This window comes from Streptomyces griseus subsp. griseus (genome assembly GCF_000720255.1).
GTDB lineage: Bacteria > Actinomycetota > Actinomycetes > Streptomycetales > Streptomycetaceae > Streptomyces > Streptomyces griseus_I.
Genome location: NZ_JOJE01000015.1, coordinates 199,174 through 218,259 on the forward strand (window position 1 = coordinate 199,174; position 19,086 = coordinate 218,259).

The following is a 19,086-nucleotide window of genomic DNA, read 5'->3' on the forward strand; positions in this document are numbered from 1 at the left end:
AGAAGGGGATGCGGGGAGTACGGGGAATACCCGGCGTACGGGTAATACCGGGTGTACGGGTAATACCGGGTGTACGGGGAATGTGCCTCATCAGCGCCGCCTGCGGGCCAGCAGCAGCAATCCGCCCACGAGGAGCAGGGCGAGGGTGGCGGTGATCGCACCGGCCGGTGTCGCGAGGCCGGTGCTGGCGAGCTCGTCGGCGAAGGGGAGCCGCCCGATCCGTTCGGAGGGCGTCGCCTCGGGCACGGGGGTGGCTTCGCCCTCGACGGTGAAGCGGTAGTCGTTCGACTGTCCCACCCAGTCCCCGTCCGCCTCGTGCCGCTGCACCACGGCCGCGTTGACGGTGATCTCGTTCGGCGCCGCGTCCGAGGTGAGCGCGAGCCGCACCTTCACACTGAGCGTCGCCCCCGGGCCCACGGTGAACCCGGGGAAGCCGTCGTCGAACGCGCCGACCAGCTCGTCCTGGTCGGTCGTCAGGAAGCGGACCGCGTGGGGCCGCTCCCCGTCGTAGAACTCCAGGCGCGGCTGCGAGGGCGCGAGCACCCGTTTCCCGTCGACCAGCACGACGACCGGGTGCACGCCGGAGCAGGTACGGGAGGTGGTGTTGGTGAGGTCCAGGTACCAGGTGCCGTAGCCGCCCCCGGCCTCGTAGGTGTCCGGCCCGCCGTGGATGCGGGTGGTGAGGGGGAAGTCCCGTGCGTCACCACCGGCGCAGGCGGGCACGTCACCCGCGTACGCGGGCGGCACGGACACGGGCAGGAGAAGGGCGGCTGCGGCCAGGCAGAGAGAGGCGGCAGGAGTGCACGGTCGCATAAACACATGAGCGTGGCGGAGAGTGGGGGCGCCGGGGAGGTGCCGGGCCGCCAAGGGGCTCGAATGGGGGGACGAATGCGCTCGTTCGGCGGTATGGAGGCGGCGGCAGGGCGGTGACGCCGTGGAGGACGGGCCGGCGGCCTACGCGGCCGGCTCAGCCGCGAGCCACCGCGCGCCCCCGGCCTACCCGTCCCCCCGCCCGAACAGCGGCCCCAGCAACAGCTGAGCCGCCCCCACCGCGACGCCCCACACCCCGCCGGAGGCAACGCGCACGGGCACCGGGCTCCACGTCGCCCCCTCCCGCCGAGCCAGTTCCTCGAGCACCCCCGCGACCCCCCGCACGAACCGCTCCGGCGCCTCCTCCACCGTCCGCCCGCCCAGCAGCACCAGATCGATGTCCAGCAGGGCCACCAGATTCGCCGTCCCCGTCCCCAGCACCCGCGCCGCCTCCTCCGCGTCCTGGCGCCCCATGGCCTGCAGACACAGCGCCTCTATGCAGCCCCGGTTCCCGCACGAACACACAGGGCCGTCCAGCTGGATCACCTGGTGCCCGAACTCCCCCGCCCCGGTCCGTGCCCCCCGGTGGAGCACCCCGCCGATCACCAGCCCGGCACCCAGCCCCGTACCGAGGTGCAGATAGGCGAAGGAGCCGCTCTCACCCGCCACGGCCAGCCCCAGCGCCGCCGCGTTCGTGTCCTTGTCGATCACCACCGGCACCCCCAGCCGCGGCGCCAACGCGTCCCGCAGCGGAAATCCGTCCCACTCGGGAAACCCGGTGACCCGGTGCAGCACTCCGCTCGCGTGGTCGAGCGGCCCGGGGAGCGCGACGCCGAGCCCGAGGAGCGACCCGTAGGCAGCCAGCGAGCCGGAGCCGGAGCCCAGGCCCCAGCCGGATCCCAGGCTCCAGCCGGAGTCCTCCGATCCCGGCTCGGAGTCGGCGGTGGGCCCGAGCACCTCCTCCACCAGCCCCTGCGCCTCCCGGGCCACGGCCGAGACGACCGCGTCCGCCCCCGCCCCGAGGTCCAGTGCGGCGCGCCGCTCCCCGACCACCGCCCCCGCGAGGTCGACGAGCACGGTGCGCAGCTCGTCCCGGTCCAGATGCACGCCCACCGCGTGCCCGGCCTCCGGCACCAGCTGCAACGTCGTGCGCGGCTTGCCCCCCGTGGACGCCCGGCGCCCCGCCTCCACCACCAGGCCGTCCTCCCGCAGCCGTCCCGTGATCTTGCTGACCGCCTGTGGGGTGAGTCCGGTGCGTTCGGCGAGTTCGAGCCGGCTGATGCCCAGCGGTCCCGCCGTACGCAGCAGATCGAGGACGAGCGCGGTGTTGTGACTGCGCATGGCGAACAGGTTCGCACCGACGGAAGAGCCCTTCATGCCCCCATTGTCCTCCTCACTTGCACTTTGGCAACAGCGTTGCGAAAGTGGAGGGCATGACTGGACGCAAGACCGCTGGTACCCCCCTCCGCGTGGGCCTCGTCGGCTACGGACTCGCCGGTTCCGTCTTCCACGCCCCGTTGATCGCCGCCACCGAGGGCCTCGTCCTCGACACCGTGGTCACCTCGAACCCGGAGCGGCAGCGGCAGGCCCGCGCCGAGTTCCCGGACGTCCGCGCGGTCGGCACGCCGGACGAGCTGTTCGACCGGGCCGGCGACCTGGACCTGATCGTGGTCGCGTCCCCGAACAAGACACATGTCCCGCTCGCCACCACCGCTCTCGAAGCCGGCCTCCCGGTCGTCGTCGACAAGCCGATCGCCGGTACGGCGGCCGAGGCACGCACTCTCGCGGCCCTCGCCGAGGATCGCGGCCTGCTGCTCTCGGTCTTCCAGAACCGCCGCTGGGACAACGACTTCCTGACCCTGCGGAGGCTGCTCGACGCGGGCGAACTGGGCGAGGTGTCCCGCTTCGAGTCCCGCTTCGAGCGCTGGCGGCCGCAGTTGAAGGGCGGCTGGCGGGAGTCCGGCGACCCGGCGGAGATCGGGGGCCTGCTCTACGACCTCGGCAGCCATGTCGTCGACCAGGCCCTGGTCCTCTTCGGTCCCGTCACCCATGTCTACGCCGAGTCCGACGTCCGCCGCCCCGGCGCCGAGGCCGACGACGACACCTTCATCGCGCTCACGCACGCCGGCGGCGTCCGCTCCCACCTGTACGTCTCCGCGACGACCCCCCAACTCGGCCCCCGCTTCCGGGTGCTGGGCTCGCGAGCGGGCTACGTCAAGTACGGCCTTGATCCGCAGGAGGCCGCGCTGCGGGAGGGGCAGCGACCCGGCACGGCGTCGGACTGGGGCACGGAGACGGAGGACCTGTGGGGCCGCGTCGGCGCCGGGGAGTCCCCGCTGACCGGCGGCGGCCGCCCGGAACCGACCCTCCCCGGCGACTACCCGGCCTACTATGCGGCCGTGGCCAAGGCACTGCTGGACGGCGGCCCCAACCCGGTGACCGCCCTGGAGGCGGCCGCCGCTCTCGACGTACTGGAGGCGGCCCGCCGTTCGGCGCACGAGGAAGTGGCGGTGAAGCTGTGATGAGCTCGCACGAACTGACCCCGAAGTTCCACCCGGAGATCACCCCGCCCCTGGAGGAGCTGGAAGCCCAGGAACGCCGGCTGGTCTTCCGCCAGTTCACCCACGACGACGCCTGGGCCCTCGGCTCGCTCCTCGTGGACCTGGCCCGCGAGCGGCAGGCGCCGCTCGCCATCGACATCCACCGCGCCGGCCAGCAGCTCTTCCATGCCGCCCTGCCGGGCTCGACCCCCGACAACGACGCCTGGATCGCCCGCAAGCGCCGGGTCGTGGAGCGCTACGGCTCCTCGTCGTACCTGGTCGGCGCTCGCTTCCGGGCCAAGGGCACGACGTTCGAGGACTCCTCGCGCCTCGACCCGGACGTGTACGCGGCCCACGGCGGCTCCTTCCCGATCCATGTCGAGGGCGTGGGCGTGATCGGCGCGGTCACGGTGTCCGGACTGCCTCAGTTGCAGGACCACCGGTTCGTGGTGGAGGCGCTGGAGGAGTTCCTGAAGGTGTAGGGCCAACGACAGGCTTCAGCGGGAATGATCGCCGGGCTCCCTCCTGTTGGCACGTGCTGTAGGCATGACGATCATGGGCACAGCGCCCCCTTCCGGAGGGACCGGTAACCGATGAGCAAGGCACTGAAGGAGACCGTCGGACGGTACGGCATCTGGAGCGTCGGTCTGCGTTCCGAGGACCCGGACCGCCGGGGCGAACTGAGCGAGGCCGCCGCCGAGCTGGAGGAGCTGGGTTACGGCGCCATCTGGCTGGGCGGCAACAGCGCGGCCGCGCACGCCGTCCCGCTCATCGAGGCGACCTCGCGCATCGCCGTCGGCACCAGCATCCAGAGCATCTGGCAGCACGAGGCCGCCGACAGCGCGGCCGCCTTCGCCGACCTGGAGAAGACCCACCCCGGCCGCTTCGTCCTGGGCATCGGGGTGAGCCACGCCCGGAGCGTGGAGCAGTACCGCCGCCCCTACTCCGCCCTGGTCTCCTACGTCGACGCCCTGGACGAGGCCGGCACGCCCGCCGACCGGCGCGTCCTGGCCGCCCTCGGCCCGAAGTCGCTGGAGCTGACCCGGGACCGGGCCGCCGGCACGATTCCCTACCTGGTCACCCCGGAGCACACCGCCCACGCCCGCGAGATCCTCGGCGAGGGCCCGCTCCTCGCACCCGAGCTCGGGGTCGTCCTGGAGACGGACCCGGCCCGCGCCCGCGCCCTGGCCCGCGAGTTCCTCGCGCTCTACCTCCCCCTGCCGAACTACACCAACAACTTCCTGCGCCACGGCTTCACCGAGGACGACCTGACCGACGGCGGCAGCGACCGCCTGGTCGACGCCCTCTTCGCCTGGGGCGACGAGACCCGGATCCGGGAGCGGATCACCACTTTCCAGCAGGCAGGCGCGGACCACCTGGCCCTCCAGGTGATCGACGGCGAGTCCCGGGATTCCCTCCCGACGGAAGCCTGGCGCACCTTGGCCTCGCTACTGGCGTAAGGGACAGCGCGCCCTGAAAGGGGCGCGGGGCTGTATCGATGTGCGGCTCCGCCGCGCGGGCGCGACAAGCCACCACGGCCCGCCGGCCACCAACGCACCGCAGCCCCCACCCCTCAGGCGTTTCCTGCAAGCTGGACGGCCGCCCCGGTCGGATAGAGCACCGCCCGCTCCACCGCACTCCACGTCGTACTGGTCACCACGTACAACGCGGCAGCCAACGGCACGACCGCCACGGTGACCAACGTGAAGAAGGACATGAACGGCATCAGCTTGCTGACCGCACCGAGCCCTGGCACCTGCTCACCGCCGTCGGCCACCGGCAGTGACCCGGCGCCGCCCGCGGCCATCGTCCGCTTCGTCCGCACGTAGTTGAAGCAGGCGACAGCGGCGACGATCACGAACAGTCCGAGGTACACGATCCCCGCCGCGCCGAACACACCCCCGTCGCTCAACGCGTCCGCCCAACGGTCACCGAGGGGTGCGGCGAACAGCTCGTGGGAGAGGAGCGCGTTGGCCTCACCGCCGATCGTCGTGCTGGAGAACAGGTGGTAGAGCAGGAAGAACGCGGGCAGCTGGAACAGGCTGGGCAGGCAGCCCGCCACCGGTGACACCTTCTCCTGCCGGTGCAGCTCGAGAATCGCCTTCTGCAGCCGCTCGGGACTCTTCACGTGCTTCTTGCGCAGCTCGGCGATCTTGGGCCGCAGCGCGGACTGGGCCCGCTGCCCGCGGGCGGCGGCCCGGGACAGGGGGTGCACCAGCAGCCGTACGAGCGCGGTGAACAGGACGATCGCGGCGGCGGCCGCGGAGGCGCCGAACAAGGGGCGGAGCAGCTCGGCGAGCTGCTCGACGAGGTGGGCGAAAACGGACATGGGTGAGCCCTCCAGGGGTCTCGTCGTGCCGAGAGAATGGGATGACGGCATGACGACCCGCGTGGGTCACGAACTGTCTCTGAGGGACTTACGTGCCTACGCGGTGATCGCCGGGAGGGCGTGTCCGGGTGCCCGGGGTCGTATTCGACCGCTCGCGTCTGGGTCGCGCTGGGGCAGGAACGCCGTACGGCGGGCACGGTCGCGTATCGCGGTGCGCACCCGGGTGGGCGGCACGGCGGGGGCGCTGCGGGAGCCGAGGAGGGAGCAGACGACGAGGGCGGAGCCGGCCGCGGCGGTCGCGGCGAGCGCGACGGTGGCGGTGAGGCTGCCGGTGTCGAGCAGCGCGGTCTGGAGGACGAGGAGCAGCAGCACGACGGCGGGACGCAGCCCCGCCCGGTCCTGGATCATCGACAGCTCCCCCTCTCGCACACGCACGCCCCCGAACGGCCGTGCGGCCGTCGTTACTCGGTTATACCTGAAGCAGCTCGACGGTGCGCAATGACCTACACCTCACAACGTCCCGTTCCGGCGCGACAGTTCCCGCACGCTCACCGTGGTCTCATCGACGTGAGCCTGGCCCACACCACCAGGCGGTACCGGGAGGTGTACTCGGGGGTGCAGGTGGTGAGCGTGAGGTAGTAGCCGGGCTCGCTGTAGCCGTAGGCGGGGTGGGTGGTGCTCCTCGGCACGCGCGCGAGGGTGGTGCCGTCCCGCGCGGAGGTGCGCGGGAGGGTCCGGTCGACGGCGTAGGTGTACACCGCGCCGCGCGTCTCCACCTCGACCGTGTCGCCCTTGCGGAGCCGGTTGACGTACCGGAAGGGCTCACCGTGCGTGTTCCGGTGCCCGGCGACCGCGAAATTGCCCGCCTGTCCGGGCTGTTGGGTGCCGGTGTAGTGGCCGACGTAGCCCTTGTCGAGAACGTGCCGCTTGCTGGTGCCCTCGGCGACGGGCACGCGGAGGTGGAGGCGGGGGATGGTGAGGATGGCGTAGGCGGAGGAGGCGTGGGGGGCGGCGGAGGTGCCGTCGCCGTCGTTCCCGTTGCCCCTACTGCCCTCGGACCGGCCGGTGCGGCCGGGGGTGGGATCGGGCGGCGCGGTGGACGTACGCGCGCGCGTGCCCCCTTCGGCGGACCGCCTACGGGCGGAACCGTCGCCGTCGGCGGGGACCGCCCACTGCTTCTCCAGCGCCTCGACGGTCCGCCCCGCACCCTGCTTGGCCTCCCGGTTGGTCCACCACACCTGATGGACGACGAAGAGCAGCAGAACCACCCCGGCCGTGACGAGGAGCTCCGCCCCGCTCCACAGCACGCGCCGGCGCAGGGCACGTCGCCGCCGGGTGCTGTGCCGTACGACGGGAACCCGCACGCGACGCCTCCCTTCCCAGGGACCGACGGCACGATAAGGGCCGGGCCGCGAGGTCTCCAGAGCCGCGCAGGGGCCACCCTCCCCGTCCCCGCCCCCTCGTCACTTCCTCCATAGGTTTGAGAAAGGGATGTCAGAACTCTCGACAACCTCACACGTCACACCCGATGCTTCGTGTCGGCCTGGACGGGACGCCAGGGCACGACGCCGGTTGGACGGCCGGCCGTCGGTCGAATCATCGAAGCGGAGAAGCCATGATCCGACGCAGAACCCTGCTGACGGCCACCGGCGGAGCGATCCTCGGGAGCGCGCTCGCCACCGGCACCGCGCACGCGGACGCCACGATCGCCGTCAACCCCGGCACGTCGTACGGCACCTGGGAGGGCTGGGGCACCTCCCTGGCCTGGTGGGGCAACGTCTTCGGCAACCGGGACGACTTCGCCGACATCTTCTTCACCACCAAGTCGGTGGCGTACGGCGGCAAGACACTCCCGGGCCTGGGCCTGAACATCGCCCGTTACAACCTGGGCGCGAGCAGTTGGAACTCCGTCGGCGGCCAGACCATGGTGGCCTCCCCCAACATCCCCGCCTTCAAGCAGATCGAGGCCTACTGGCAGGACTGGAACAACGAGGACCCGACGTCCTCGGCCTGGAACTGGTCGGCCGACGCCAAGCAGCGCGCGATGCTGGTGAAGGCGACGCAGCGGGGCGCGACCAGCGAGCTCTTCGCCAACTCCCCCGTGTGGTGGATGTGCAAGAACCACAACCCGTCGGGCGCCGCGGACGGCGGCAACAACCTCCAGACCTGGAACTACCGCCAACACGCCTCCCACCTGGCCGCGGTGGCCCTCTACGCCAAGAACAACTGGGGCGTGAACTTCGCGACGGTCGACCCCTTCAACGAGCCGAGCTCCAACTGGTGGACGGCGACGGGCACCCAGGAGGGCTGCCACATCGACTCGACGGTCCAGTCGGCCGTACTGCCGTACATGCGCAGCGAGCTGGACAAGCGCGGCCTGACCGGCGTGAAGATCTCCGCGTCCGACGAGACGAACTACGACACGGCCCGCTCGACCTGGAGCGCGTTCTCCTCCTCGACCAAGGCCCTGGTCAACCAGGTCAACGTGCACGGTTACCAGGGCTCGGGCGGCCGCCGCGACCTCCTCTACACAGACGTGGTGACGACGTCCGGCAAGAAGCTGTGGAACTCGGAGACCGGCGACAAGGACGCCACCGGCCTCACGATGGCGTCGAACCTCTGCTACGACTTCCGCTGGCTGCACCCCACGGCCTGGGTGTACTGGCAGGTCATGGACCCGACCACGGGCTGGGCGATGATCGCGTACGACCAGAACACGCTCCAGCCGACCACCGTCCAGACGAAGTACTACGTGATGGCCCAGTTCAGCCGCCACATCCGCCCCGGCATGAAGATCCTCGACACGGGCGTGAGCTACGCGGCGGCGGGCTACGACGCTACGGCGAAGCGCCTGGTCATAGTCGCCGTGAACACGTCCACCTCGGCCCAGACCCTGACCTTCGACCTCTCCCGCTTCTCGACGGTGACCGGCGGTACGGGCGGCCTGGTCCCCCGCTGGAACACGGTGACGACAGGCGGCGGCGACCTGTACACCCCCCGCTCGGACATCAAGCTGAACGGGAAGAGCGTGGCGGTGCCGTTCGCGGCGCAGTCGGTGCAGACGTTGCAGATCGACGGCGTGACCATCTAGCCGCTCGGCCCTGCCTCACCCACCGCGGTTCCCGCGCACGAGAACCCGGAGAACAGCCAGAATGATGGCGAAGCTGTTCACCTGTCCCCCCTCCGAGCCAACGCCAGACAGGCACAAGCCCCGCCGAGGAAAAGCACCGTGAGCACCTTCCCTTTACGCAGGCAATGACAGCTAACAACTGGCCTTCTCGGTCATTCATACGTTCACCCTGTTGGTCTCATGCGGGCTTTCGTGTACCCGGGTGTGCCTGCACGCAAGCACACCCGGGATATCACGTCTTATGTGAGGCCCTTCTGGTAGTTGCTGGACACGTATGTGCCTGCGGCGGCGCCGATGGCCGTGCGATAGGGCGTGGCGGCGACCGCGCCGGCCCGTCCGCCCATGACCGCTGCACCCGCCTCGCAGAGGCCGGTGATGCCGATGTCGGCTATGACGCCCGCGGTCGCTGCTTCGGCCGCGTCCTCGCCAAAGGACAGACCCGCGTACACGATCCCCGCCACCGAGAGTGCGCTGCCCGCGTTCTCGAAGACGTCGAGTGACAGCAGGCCGCTGGGATCAGTGCGATTGACGGGGGCGCCCTTGGCGAAGAGATAAGCGTTCGGTTTTTGCATTCCCCGATCACACCGGCTCTTGTGACAAGCCAGACAGACATGCACGCATCAACTCAGGGCACTTGGAAGGGCTTGCGCGGATCACACGGTGCAGTTGGCGAGGGGCCTCCTTACTCCGCGCAGCCTCCTGACGTCGTGGCACCCCGATCTCCAGTCGGCGTCGATGGGCCTCCGGCCTGCGCATACCTCACGCTTGTCACCCGCCCGCAGTACGGTGTCGTCCATGCGCCCCGACACGCCTGCCGAGAACCTCGACCACCCCGCCGAAGCGGCACGCCTGGAGCGGACCGCCGGCCTGTACCCCGAGGACGCCGAGGCCCTGCTCCTGCAGGCCGCGGCCCACCTGGAACTGTCCGGCGACCGCCCCGCAGCGACCGCACTCTACGACCGCCTGCTGTCCTCCGACGCCGAACTGGACGCCCCCCACCTGGTCCGAGCCCTCAAGGCCTCGAACCTCTGGGAGTACGGCCACGAGGCGGAGGCCCGCGCGATCATCGACGGCATCCGCGCCGCCGCCCCGCGCGACCCGGCCCCCTGGGTGATCGTCGCGGAGGCCCTGGAGTCCCACGACGAGCTGGAGGCGGCGCAGAAGACGTTCACGGAGGGCGCGGAACTGCTCATCCCGGAAGGCGCGGAGCCCCCGTACGCCACGCACGCGTTGCTGTTCGGCCGCCACAGGGTGCGGCGCATGCTCGGCATCGGCCACGACGAGTGGGACATGCTGGCCGACACGCTCCATTCGTCCCCTGTGTCGTTGGACGAGCTCCACGACCCGAAACGGGTGTGGTCCCTGGGCTCGGACAACCCCGCGGAACTGGAGGCGGAGATCTCCCGCCTCCGCGCCGAGCTGGGTACCTACCGGGAGGCCCTGTCCCGCCCGTTCCCGGTGGCCGTGCTGCACTGGCCGGCGGACGAACTGTCGGAGCTGGTGTCGGCGTATCCCTCGCTGGCTGCGGAGTACCCGTCGCACGAGGAGCACCTGGCGACGATAGAGGCGTCGCTGAGGGAGCTGTCGGCTTCCGGCACCCCGAACCTGGGCATCGTCACGGGGACGGTGCCTTCTTACGAGGCTTTCGCTGCTTCGGAGGGGACTTCACCGGCGGACAGTGACTTGCTCCCCCAGTACGCGACGACGCTGGCAGCACGGGGACGGGCCGTGGCTTGGCCACCGCAGAGGGGGGCGTCGTGTTGGTGCGGGTCGGGGCACGCGTACGCGGAGTGCCACGGCCTCACGGCCTGATCTCTCCTGAGAACGTAGGTACGGCCCGCCGGGAACTCCTGGCGGGCTTTCGGCTCACTGGCCCCAACAGGCCCTGCACCAAGACCCTCGGCCCGCGGAAGCACGACACTGGCCTAGTGACCAGAGTCGGAGAATTTCGGGTAGATCTCGCGAGCTGACTGGCGTGCTAGCGGCCGGATTCCAGCAAGCCGGCCCGGACCTGGCAGCCGTACGGCATCCGGCTGACGGCCGCCGATATGGCGAGGAATCTCCGACTACTAGAAGCGAGCGGCCTTACGGCGCCGAACAACGCCCTCCAGGCAACGAAACCCTCCAAGGACCGAGAACCGCAACCGCTACGCGCAAACTCAACGTCACACACCGGTGACGGGCCGAAATCACGCCAGAGTGCTCAGCGACCCTGCCCAGATAATGCATACAAAGGATGACACGCGAGGAATATCCATGGCCAAAGCTAGTGAGAAATAAGGGACCTATCACCCCTGTTCAGCATCCACCTCCCTCTATATCCAACTTTTGCAGTACGGTCACACTCTCCGTTTTGTTGTGTGTAAGGGGCTGCTACTTCGCGAAGCAGGCCCTGACCTGTGCATTTGAGGAAGCATGCCTTACAAGCCCAGCGCCGACTGGCAGTACGACGTCCCCACAACCGGCAGCAAGCGGCTCCCCCCGGCAGCCAGGTCTTTCGAATCACTCGCGCACCAGGGCTACGGCTTCGAGGCGGCCATCGCCGACCTGATCGACAACTCGATCGACGCAGGAGCTCAAAACGTCGTCGTGAGCTTCCTGCGGGACACCGGTGAGCACAGCAGCCGAGACCGCCTCGTCGGCCTTCTCGTCATCGACGACGGCCACGGCATGGACGACGCGGGCCTGGACACAGCAATGACCGTCGGCGGGCGTGAAAAGTACGCTGCCGACGCCCTTGGGCACTTCGGTGCCGGGCTGAAGGCAGCATCCCTGTCGCACGCCGCTGCGCTCACCGTGATCAGCCGGACCAAGCGCAGCCCGTCGACCGGCCGCCGCTGGCTCACCGCCCGCGCGCAGGCCGACTTCACCTGCGACATCGTCGATGCGACGTACTGTCAGAGCCTGGTCGACCGCTACGACGGGGTCATCGGCTGGCACGGCACGATCGTGCGCTGGGATCAGGTCCGCGCGTTCGAGACCATCACGGCCGGACAGACCGACCGCTACCTCAATGACGCGATCGAACGGCTTGAGACCCACCTCGGCCTCTACCTCCACCGCTTCCTCGCGCGCGACGGCTTCAACGTCGATATCGTCGTCGAGGATGTCCACACGCGTGAGGAGCTGGACCACCGGGGCGTGGAGCCCATCGACCCGTTCGGCTACCGGATCCCGGGCCGCCCCGGCTATCCCCGTACGTACGTCGCGCCCGTCGAAGGTGTCGGCGACGTCGCACTCACCGCGCACATATGGCCGCCCAAGTCACCGCTCGTCGCATACCGCGGCATCGGGCCGCTCGCCGAGCGTCAAGGCTTCTATCTTTACCGCAACGACCGGCTCGTCCAGGCCGGCGGCTGGAACGACACCCGGAGCTCAGAGGGCCACCTCGCCCTCGCCCGCATCGCCGTCGATCTGCCGCCCGAGCCCAACGACGTGTTCGCCCTGACCGTCAAGAAGGACGGTGTCCAGGTCACCCCGGCGTTCGCCCGAGGACTGGAGAAGGCAGCAGATAGCGCCACCGGCCACACCTTCACCGAGTACGTCCGCGAGGCTGAGGCGACCTACCGCGAGGCCGCCAAACGGCGTACCGAGGTCAAGCGCATGACCGTCATCCCGCCCGGCAAGGGCATCGACCCGAAGCTGAAGCGGACACTACGCGACGAACTTCCGCAGATGGAGGGGGATGACCCCATCACCTTCACCTGGGCCAAGCTAGACGTGCCACCCGATGTCGACTCCGCAGACCTGCTCTTCACGATCGACCACAAGGAACGCCTCGTGGTCCTCAACAAGGACTATCGGCATGCCTTCAACGGCGGCCGGCGCGGAGGCTCCAACGACGCCCCGGTCCTCAAGAGCCTTCTCTATCTGATGCTCAACGAGATCTTCCAGAAGGAGCGGGTCTGGGCCAACCAGACCGACAAAGTCGCCCTGTGGAACAGCGTGCTCGTCACCGCGGTACGGGCCGAACTCTCCCGCGCCGAGGGTTAGTCCACTCCTCTCCCCCGTATCCTTCCCGTACTCCCAGAGAGGCCGCCGAGCCGCCGTGACCACCGAGAACACGCCCCCTCTCGACCACCTCACCGACCTCCACGGCGAGGTTCTCGACGCGATGAGCCGGCGCGGCCCCAGGAACTTCGCCAAACTGGTCTTCGCCCTCGGCGACGCCGACGAACCAACAGACACGGACATATCCCACTTCCGCGATCGCATCCTGACCGCGGACCCCGGCGACGAACTGCTCGCTCTCTGGCGCCGCAAGCTCACCGCATGGGACTTCGAACAGTCCCCCGCGTGGTCGGCCACCACGCCTCGCACCCCGGAGCGCCGCGCCGAGGTCTACGACAAGCTCGCGTTCCACGCGGATCTACGCAAAGCGCTCGACGCGGCCGTCCCGGTCCACAAAGAACCGGGTCCTGTCACCATCAGCCGCGAGTTCCAGCCCTGGTACACCCGGGAGCAGGCGGCGAATCGCTCGTTCTACTGGACTTCGTACGAGCAGTTGCTGCGCCGCAAAGGCTGGAGCGACGCGGCGGTCTCCAGTCTGGACGAGGCCGCTCATGCGGTCGTGGAGCGGCTTGCCGACCCTACCCGTGACGACTCCTACGGTGCACGCGGACTCGTCGTGGGTTACGTACAGTCCGGCAAGACCGCCAACTTCACCGGCGTCACCGCCAAGGCCATCGACGCGGGCTACCGCCTGGTCATCGTCTTGGGCGGCACCCTGAACCTGCTGCGCGGCCAGACCCAGCGCCGGCTCGACATGGAACTGATCGGCCAGGAGAACATCCTGGGTGCCACCGATGCGAACGACCCGGACGCCCTGGTCGGCATCGACTACCAGGACGACGAGGACTGGCCCGCGAAGTTCGTCTCATTCGGCGCCCGTCCCTCCACGCTCGGCGCCTTCGACATCGAGCGTCTGACCTCTCGCGACCGTGACTACATGGCACTAGAACGCGGCATCAGCGCCCTGGAGTTCGAGAAGCCGGACCGCAGCCGCCCCCTGTACGACCCGGCGAACCTGCATGCGGCCCGCGCCCGCGTCATGGTCGTGAAAAAGAACAAGTCGGTGCTGGAGAAGCTGGTCAAGGACCTCAAGAAAATGGGCCCGATCCTCGGCGAGATACCAGCCCTGATCATCGACGACGAGTCGGACCAGGCCTCGGTCAACACGACGGACCCGAAGAAATGGGAGGCTGGCACCGTCACCCGCACCGCGATCAATGGCCAGATCAGCAAGCTTCTCAAGCTCCTGCCTCGCGCCCAGTACGTCGGCTACACCGCAACTCCCTTCGCCAACGTCTTCGTCGACCCGGGTGACGAGGAGGACATCTTCCCGCGCGACTTCCTGATCTCCCTCCCGCGCCCCACCGGCTACATGGGCGTACAGGACTTCCATGATCTGGACGGCGTCGAGAACGGCGAGGGCGAAGCCGAGAAGAAGCATGTCCGAGGCATCTACGACTCCACGGGCGACCGCCTCCAGGAGGCCATGGACGCCTTCGTCCTCACTGGCGCAATCAAGCTCTACCGAGTTGACCACGGCGTCCCCGAGGGCCCGTTCCGCCACCACACCATGCTGGTGCACGAGTCGGTCAGGATGGCCGAGCACGCTGCCCTCGCCCTGCGCATCAGCACGATGTGGCACAACGCGGCATACACGGGGCCGGAAGGCCATGCCCGCCTCGCCTCCCTCTTCGAGAAGGACTTCCACACGTACGCGGACGGCGCCTTGCCCACCCCAGCGACGTACGCGGACCTCAAGCGATACATCTCCCGCGCCCACCAGCTCATCACCAAGGGCGGCACCCCGGTCATAGTCGTCAACGGCGACAGCGAACGCGACTACGCCCAGCCCGATCTGGACTTCGACCGCACCCCGAACGTCTGGAAGATCCTCGTCGGCGGCACCAAACTCTCCCGCGGCTTCACGGTCGAGGGCCTGACGATCACGTACTACCGCCGCACGACCCAACAGGCCGACACCCTGATGCAGATGGGCCGATGGTTCGGCTTCCGCCTCGGCTACCGCGATCTCGTACGTCTCTACATCGGCCGTGAGGAGTCTCTCGGGCGCGGCCGCAACGCCAAGACCGTCGACCTGTACGAGGCCTTCGAGGCGATCTGCCGCGACGAGGAGCTCTTCCGCGCCGAACTGGCTCGCTACGCACCCTTGGTGGACGGCCGCCCTCAGGTCACGCCTGCTCAGGTCCCACCACTTGTGGCCCAGCACCTGCCGTGGGTGAAGCCGTCAGCCCGGAACAAGATGTTCAACGCGGAGTTGGTGGAGGTACGGTCGCCAGGTACGCCGATCGAACCGGCGGCGTACCCGCAGGACGCCAAGATGACGGCGCGGAACACCGAGCGCTGGAAGTCCGTCCTCGCGGCAGTCAGCGTGGCTCCGACAACTTGCCTGCTGCTGCCGGATGACACTTCACCGCTCTCCCGTAGCTTCCAGGCAGCTACCACGGTGGTCTCGCACGCCCAGCTCCTTTCCACCCTCAGCTCGCTGGAGTGGGAGGACGGCAACGTGCTCGCCCCGCACCTGACCTACCTGTCCCAGCTCGACGGACGCCTGGCCAAGGTCGACGACTGGCTGGTCATCGCTCCGCAGCGCACACAGCGCAACCGGATAGAGGCGGCCGTGCTGGGCCAGGGCCCCTTCTCCCTGTTCCGCCGAAGCCGCCAGTCCGGAAAGCTGTCCTTCGGCCGTATCTCGGGCCTGGAACATCGTTTGTACGCCCAGCAGTTGATCGACCGACCAGACTCCACTTCCGCTGGAGACAGCTCCCCCGTGCTAGGAGCGACTCGAGGTGTAGTCCTCCTGTATCCCGTCGTAGAAGCCACCCACGACGATGGAGTGAAGGCCGTTGCCGCGACGGGCACTGCGGCGGCGGACCGGGTCATCATGGCGTTCACCGTAATTCCGCCGAAGACAGCCATCGACACGAAACAGCGGCTCGTGCGCTTCCAGACAAGGGATTCCACTCGTCCGGATGCGGTTATCGTCAACGCGTCCTGAGGCGCCATGGCTCTATATGTAACGAATGACTCACTGACGGGGAGAGCATGCTTCCTTTCGAAGAGGCCGATATCAAGGCCGCTGCGTCGGTCGCCTTACAGCATGCGGCGGCCGGAGCGGACCCTGAACTCGACAAGGTATACGAGCACATCATGGCGCTCGACCCTACCGGCCGACGGTTCGCCAGGGTCCTTCGTGACACGATCGACCAGCTGCTCAACGGCGAGGTAACCGGACGCTACGACTGGAAGACGCTCTTTAAGACCGAAAAGACTCACGCGGGAACCCTGGTGGAGATCAATTTCCAGCGTGAGTTCAAGTTCGCGGACGGCAAGGCTATGGACTACCAGATCGCCGCCGTCGACGTCGACTGCAAGTACTCCCAGCAGTTCGGCGGCTGGATGATTCCGCCAGAAGCAGTGGGCCACCTCTGCCTGCTGGCTTGGGCGGACGACTACAAGTCCCTCTGGAGCGTCGGCCTCGTCCGGATACGCAACGAGTGGCTGAATACGGGGAACAACCGTGACCTCAAGCTCACGATCAAGGCGGGCCACCGGGACAAGATCAAATGGATCTGGCATGACGAGGACCTCCCCGAGAACGTGCTGCTCCACATGAATGCCGCAGACCGGGACGCCGTGTTCACAGCGAACTCGGGGCAGCGCCGATTGAACGAACTCTTCCGGCGCGCTCAGAAGCGACGCATCGGCCGAAACGTGGTGCGCACAGTGGCCCAGCAGAAGGACTACATGAAACGAGTCCGCGGCAACGGCGGCAGCCGGTCAGCGCTGAGGCCGGAGGGCATCCTCATCATGGGGGACTACGCCAGCCACCGCGAGATCGCCGGCCGGCTTGGCCTTCCCCTCCCCGAGGAAGGCGAATTCGTCAGCGCCCGGGTGACCCCCTCCGGACCCCAGCACGGGGATTCCCCGCGAGTATCCCTGGACGGGAAGGAATGGGTCCTCGCTCAGCCGGATGACCTGGTTGTACCCGCACCGGCTCTTCCTTCACACACCAGAGGAGACTGACGCTGGACGCGCCATCCATATTTGCCCGCCGCAGTACCCTATAAGCAAATAAAGAGTCTGATCGCCATGCTTGCCGCCAACTCTGCCCGGCTGATAGCTCACTACTGATGACTACACCGACCCCAGAACCAGATCCGTCCAAGGCCGCCTGGGTGCCGCCCGAGGGCTCTTGGGCGTCGTCCGCCGCACGCCGCCGCAACATGCAGGCGATCCGGAGCCGGGACACCACGCCGGAACGGCTTGTCCGCCGACTGGTCCACGCCCAAGGTCTGCGCTACCGAGTGGCGGCTCGCCCGCTGCCCGACCTCCGCCGCACCGCCGATATGGTCTTCCGGCCCGCGAAAGTAGCCGTCTTCATCGATGGGTGCTACTGGCACGGCTGCCCTGAACATTACGTTTCCCCAAGGACTAATCCCGGCTACTGGTCCGAAAAAGTGGCCCGGAACATGACCCGGGACCGCGATACGGACGAGCGCCTGCGGGCAGCCGGCTGGCTTGTCCTGCGCTTCTGGGAGCACGAGTCAGCGGAAGTAAGCAGTGCAGCGATCTGCCAGGCGGTGATATCCAGGCGTCCGGCCTCTCGTGCCGGCAAGGCAGACACCGCTACAGAGCCAGGGACATCTTGAGTACCCGCCGGGCCATGATGCTGTCTTCGATCCTCAGAAACTCATAGGCGATCTCCGCCAGCTGGCGCCCATCGCGTCCGGTCTGCGCGTAGCGGAGAATCACGTCTGCCTCGGAACTCAGCCCGCATGCCTGGCATGCGGCCACCGCGTGAGCCACTTCGGCCGGCTCGCTGGTCACGCCCACGTGTCTCAGGATGCCGGCAACATCCTCGGCCCTTCGGTTCTGCTTCATGTCCAGCAGGGTCAGCGCGGTGGGCCACTGACCTTGCGCGTGTTGCCGGTCCCCCTGCGCTCGGGGGACCGGCAACACGGTGCGCTCGCAGTTCGCACACAAAGCCGCCGGCGGTTCGCATGCCTTGACCAGAAGGTTCTCAAGCTCTTCCCAGGTGATGGGCATGGAGGCGTCGCTTGTCCTCGCGACTGCCTCGGCCAGTTCGTAGAGTCCGCGGATCACCTCACGCTTGGGCTTGTGTATGCGCGCGTTGAGCAGGTCGGAGAGCGCGCTCGCCGAGGTGTCGCAGCCGCGGTCCCGCCTCGCCAGTTCCTGGTGTATCTCCCTCAGAGAGAGGTCGACCACTCTCAGCAAGCCGCGCACGGCCCTGGCCAGAGCCTGTCTCTCGTCCGGTATTCCAGCATCCAGTTCTTTGAAGCGACCCGGTCGCGGCACGCCAGCTCCTTCTGTCCCACCCCATCAAAGCTTTGACGACAGTGTGCCTCTGCCCATCCCCAACTGGCCCCTCAGTTTTGTCCGGATGCTCATCCGGACACCCAGACACTTCGCTTTCAGACGGACTTGATGTTCCGTTGTGTCTTGCGGGCCACTGTCAGGCACCAACTGTCCTGACACGCAGTCGGGCTGGCCCGCTCAGGCTCTGCGAGGTGCAGATGAGCACGGCCTTGCCTTCTTGGCAGGACAGCAAACTGGGCACGATGAAGCGCGCCGCTCTCTGGCTCGTCCAGGTGGTTGGCGAGGGAAACGTCTTCACCAAGACGGAACTCCGTGACGCCTTTCCGGATGTGGCGCAGATCGACCGCCGCATGCGGGATCTCCGCGACTTCGGATGGAAGATCGACACCAAGCGCGAGGACATCGACCTCGACGCGAACGAACAGCGCTACGTCCAGCGCGGCGAAGCCGTCTGGGAGCCCGGCCGCGGCACTCGTCCGAAGAACGCGATCACGGTGAACCAGCGCCGGGAGCTGCTGGCCACCTACAACCACAAGTGCAGTTCGTGTGGGGCCACTCCCGGGGACACGTACACCGACTCGGAAGTCACCGCTCAGCTCGATGTGGCCAAGCGTGAGGTCCGGCTGCCGAACGGCACGAAGGCTCAGCAGTACGTCGTCGAGTGCAACCGGTGCCGGGTCGGCGGTATCGGTTCCACGTACGATGTGCCGGCGCTGCTCTCGGAGGCCTCCGCGCTCCCTTCCTTCGAACTCGACATCCTGAAGTCCTGGATCAGCCAGGATGCCCGGACCTTCAGTTCAGTGGAGGATGTCTGGGCGAAGTACCGGGCACTGCCGGCTGAGGCACGCGAAGCCTTTCGCGAAGGCTTGAGTTAGGCGCCCGCAGGCCCTTTGCCGACGCTCGCGCCA

The 19,086-nt window shown here is 68.3% G+C and carries 17 protein-coding genes; 10 read left to right on the top strand and 7 right to left on the bottom strand.

The genetic code is table 11. The annotated features are described in order from the left end of the window. Positions 1-90: 90 nt before the first annotated feature. Both IG99_RS21910 and IG99_RS21915 read right to left on the bottom strand, forming a co-directional pair. Complete coding sequence (locus IG99_RS21910) at positions 91-813, bottom strand: hypothetical protein (RefSeq protein WP_037676492.1); 723 nt, start codon at positions 811-813, stop codon at positions 91-93. A 183-nt stretch (positions 814-996) separates the two neighbouring features. Continuing rightward, the gene (locus IG99_RS21915; RefSeq protein ID WP_037676493.1) at positions 997-2,187 is read right to left on the bottom strand and encodes an ROK family transcriptional regulator; all 1,191 of its coding nucleotides are present in this window, start codon (positions 2,185-2,187) and stop codon (positions 997-999) included. Positions 2,188-2,243: 56 nt separating this feature from the next. On the opposite strand from IG99_RS21915, the gene IG99_RS21920 reads away from it, so the two are divergent. The 3 genes from IG99_RS21920 to IG99_RS21930 all read left to right on the top strand — a co-directional run bounded on the left by IG99_RS21920 (position 2,244) and on the right by IG99_RS21930 (position 4,810). After that, positions 2,244-3,332, top strand: a complete 1,089-nt coding sequence (locus IG99_RS21920; protein WP_037676494.1) for a Gfo/Idh/MocA family protein — start codon at positions 2,244-2,246, stop codon at positions 3,330-3,332. Beyond that, a complete protein-coding gene (locus IG99_RS21925; protein ID WP_037676495.1) occupies positions 3,332-3,832 on the top strand; it encodes a heme-degrading domain-containing protein in 501 nt (166 codons plus the stop codon). The genes IG99_RS21920 and IG99_RS21925 overlap by 1 nt, the downstream gene beginning before the upstream one ends. A 111-nt stretch (positions 3,833-3,943) precedes the next feature. Further along, positions 3,944-4,810, top strand: a complete 867-nt coding sequence (locus IG99_RS21930) for an LLM class F420-dependent oxidoreductase (RefSeq protein ID WP_037676496.1) — start codon at positions 3,944-3,946, stop codon at positions 4,808-4,810. Between the two features lie 113 nt (positions 4,811-4,923). Here the strand turns inward: IG99_RS21930 and IG99_RS21935 are convergent, their stop codons facing one another. From IG99_RS21935 to IG99_RS21945, 3 genes are all read right to left on the bottom strand, one after another. Further along, positions 4,924-5,679 (bottom strand): YidC/Oxa1 family membrane protein insertase, encoded by a 756-nt coding sequence (locus tag IG99_RS21935; protein WP_037676560.1) that lies wholly within the window; start codon positions 5,677-5,679, stop codon positions 4,924-4,926. 96 nt (positions 5,680-5,775) lie between these two features. Beyond that, positions 5,776-6,087, bottom strand: coding sequence for a DUF6412 domain-containing protein (locus IG99_RS21940; protein WP_037676497.1), 312 nt, complete (start codon positions 6,085-6,087; stop codon positions 5,776-5,778). Between the two features lie 140 nt (positions 6,088-6,227). Next, positions 6,228-7,043: a class E sortase gene (locus tag IG99_RS21945; protein ID WP_037676498.1), complete on the bottom strand. Its 816-nt coding sequence runs from the start codon at positions 7,041-7,043 to the stop codon at positions 6,228-6,230. A gap of 251 nt (positions 7,044-7,294) precedes the next feature. Between IG99_RS21945 and IG99_RS21950 the strand changes: the two genes are divergently transcribed. Beyond that, positions 7,295-8,770: a glycoside hydrolase gene (locus tag IG99_RS21950; protein WP_037676499.1), complete on the top strand. Its 1,476-nt coding sequence runs from the start codon at positions 7,295-7,297 to the stop codon at positions 8,768-8,770. A gap of 278 nt (positions 8,771-9,048) precedes the next feature. On the opposite strand, the gene IG99_RS21955 is transcribed toward IG99_RS21950, so the two are convergent. Next, positions 9,049-9,381 carry an RHS repeat-associated core domain-containing protein gene (locus IG99_RS21955; protein WP_037676500.1) on the bottom strand — a complete coding sequence of 111 codons (333 nt, stop codon included), beginning with the start codon at positions 9,379-9,381 and terminating at the stop codon, positions 9,049-9,051. A 223-nt stretch (positions 9,382-9,604) separates the two neighbouring features. On the opposite strand from IG99_RS21955, the gene IG99_RS21960 reads away from it, so the two are divergent. The 5 genes from IG99_RS21960 to IG99_RS45670 all read left to right on the top strand — a co-directional run bounded on the left by IG99_RS21960 (position 9,605) and on the right by IG99_RS45670 (position 17,490). Continuing rightward, positions 9,605-10,621 carry an SEC-C domain-containing protein gene (locus tag IG99_RS21960; protein WP_037676501.1) on the top strand — a complete coding sequence of 339 codons (1,017 nt, stop codon included), beginning with the start codon at positions 9,605-9,607 and terminating at the stop codon, positions 10,619-10,621. 603 nt (positions 10,622-11,224) lie between these two features. Then, complete coding sequence (locus tag IG99_RS21965; RefSeq protein WP_037676502.1) at positions 11,225-12,802, top strand: ATP-binding protein; 1,578 nt, start codon at positions 11,225-11,227, stop codon at positions 12,800-12,802. A gap of 121 nt (positions 12,803-12,923) precedes the next feature. Continuing rightward, entirely contained in the window at positions 12,924-15,836 is a 2,913-nt protein-coding gene (locus tag IG99_RS21970) for a Z1 domain-containing protein (protein ID WP_051865741.1), read from the top strand. A gap of 47 nt (positions 15,837-15,883) precedes the next feature. Continuing rightward, positions 15,884-16,864 carry a NaeI family type II restriction endonuclease gene (locus tag IG99_RS21975; RefSeq protein ID WP_037676505.1) on the top strand — a complete coding sequence of 327 codons (981 nt, stop codon included), beginning with the start codon at positions 15,884-15,886 and terminating at the stop codon, positions 16,862-16,864. A gap of 107 nt (positions 16,865-16,971) precedes the next feature. Further along, the gene (locus IG99_RS45670; RefSeq protein WP_078947823.1) at positions 16,972-17,490 is read left to right on the top strand and encodes a very short patch repair endonuclease; all 519 of its coding nucleotides are present in this window, start codon (positions 16,972-16,974) and stop codon (positions 17,488-17,490) included. On the opposite strand, the gene IG99_RS21980 is transcribed toward IG99_RS45670, so the two are convergent. Continuing rightward, a complete protein-coding gene (locus IG99_RS21980; protein WP_158973219.1) occupies positions 17,468-18,157 on the bottom strand; it encodes a hypothetical protein in 690 nt (229 codons plus the stop codon). The genes IG99_RS45670 and IG99_RS21980 overlap by 23 nt on opposite strands. A 218-nt stretch (positions 18,158-18,375) precedes the next feature. Between IG99_RS21980 and IG99_RS21985 the strand changes: the two genes are divergently transcribed. Then, the gene (locus IG99_RS21985) at positions 18,376-19,053 is read left to right on the top strand and encodes a hypothetical protein (RefSeq protein ID WP_037676508.1); all 678 of its coding nucleotides are present in this window, start codon (positions 18,376-18,378) and stop codon (positions 19,051-19,053) included. The last annotated feature ends 33 nt before the right edge of the window (positions 19,054-19,086 follow it).

Bases quoted from the DNA above. Each gene is read 5' to 3' on its own strand.
- IG99_RS21940 (WP_037676497.1), bottom strand. From the start codon at position 6,087: ATGATCCAGGACCGGGCGGGGCTGCGTCCCGCCGTCGTGCTGCTGCTC.
- IG99_RS21950 (WP_037676499.1), top strand. From the start codon at position 7,295: ATGATCCGACGCAGAACCCTGCTGACGGCCACCGGCGGAGCGATCCTC.
- IG99_RS21910 (WP_037676492.1), bottom strand. From the start codon at position 813: ATGCGACCGTGCACTCCTGCCGCCTCTCTCTGCCTGGCCGCAGCCGCC.
- IG99_RS21985 (WP_037676508.1), top strand. From the start codon at position 18,376: ATGAGCACGGCCTTGCCTTCTTGGCAGGACAGCAAACTGGGCACGATG.
- IG99_RS21920 (WP_037676494.1), top strand. From the start codon at position 2,244: ATGACTGGACGCAAGACCGCTGGTACCCCCCTCCGCGTGGGCCTCGTC.
- IG99_RS21925 (WP_037676495.1), top strand. From the start codon at position 3,332: ATGAGCTCGCACGAACTGACCCCGAAGTTCCACCCGGAGATCACCCCG.
- IG99_RS21955 (WP_037676500.1), bottom strand. From the start codon at position 9,381: ATGCAAAAACCGAACGCTTATCTCTTCGCCAAGGGCGCCCCCGTCAAT.
- IG99_RS21960 (WP_037676501.1), top strand. From the start codon at position 9,605: ATGCGCCCCGACACGCCTGCCGAGAACCTCGACCACCCCGCCGAAGCG.
- IG99_RS21970 (WP_051865741.1), top strand. From the start codon at position 12,924: ATGAGCCGGCGCGGCCCCAGGAACTTCGCCAAACTGGTCTTCGCCCTC.
- IG99_RS21915 (WP_037676493.1), bottom strand. From the start codon at position 2,187: ATGAAGGGCTCTTCCGTCGGTGCGAACCTGTTCGCCATGCGCAGTCAC.
- IG99_RS21975 (WP_037676505.1), top strand. From the start codon at position 15,884: ATGCTTCCTTTCGAAGAGGCCGATATCAAGGCCGCTGCGTCGGTCGCC.
- IG99_RS21935 (WP_037676560.1), bottom strand. From the start codon at position 5,679: ATGTCCGTTTTCGCCCACCTCGTCGAGCAGCTCGCCGAGCTGCTCCGC.
- IG99_RS45670 (WP_078947823.1), top strand. From the start codon at position 16,972: ATGACTACACCGACCCCAGAACCAGATCCGTCCAAGGCCGCCTGGGTG.
- IG99_RS21930 (WP_037676496.1), top strand. From the start codon at position 3,944: ATGAGCAAGGCACTGAAGGAGACCGTCGGACGGTACGGCATCTGGAGC.
- IG99_RS21965 (WP_037676502.1), top strand. From the start codon at position 11,225: ATGCCTTACAAGCCCAGCGCCGACTGGCAGTACGACGTCCCCACAACC.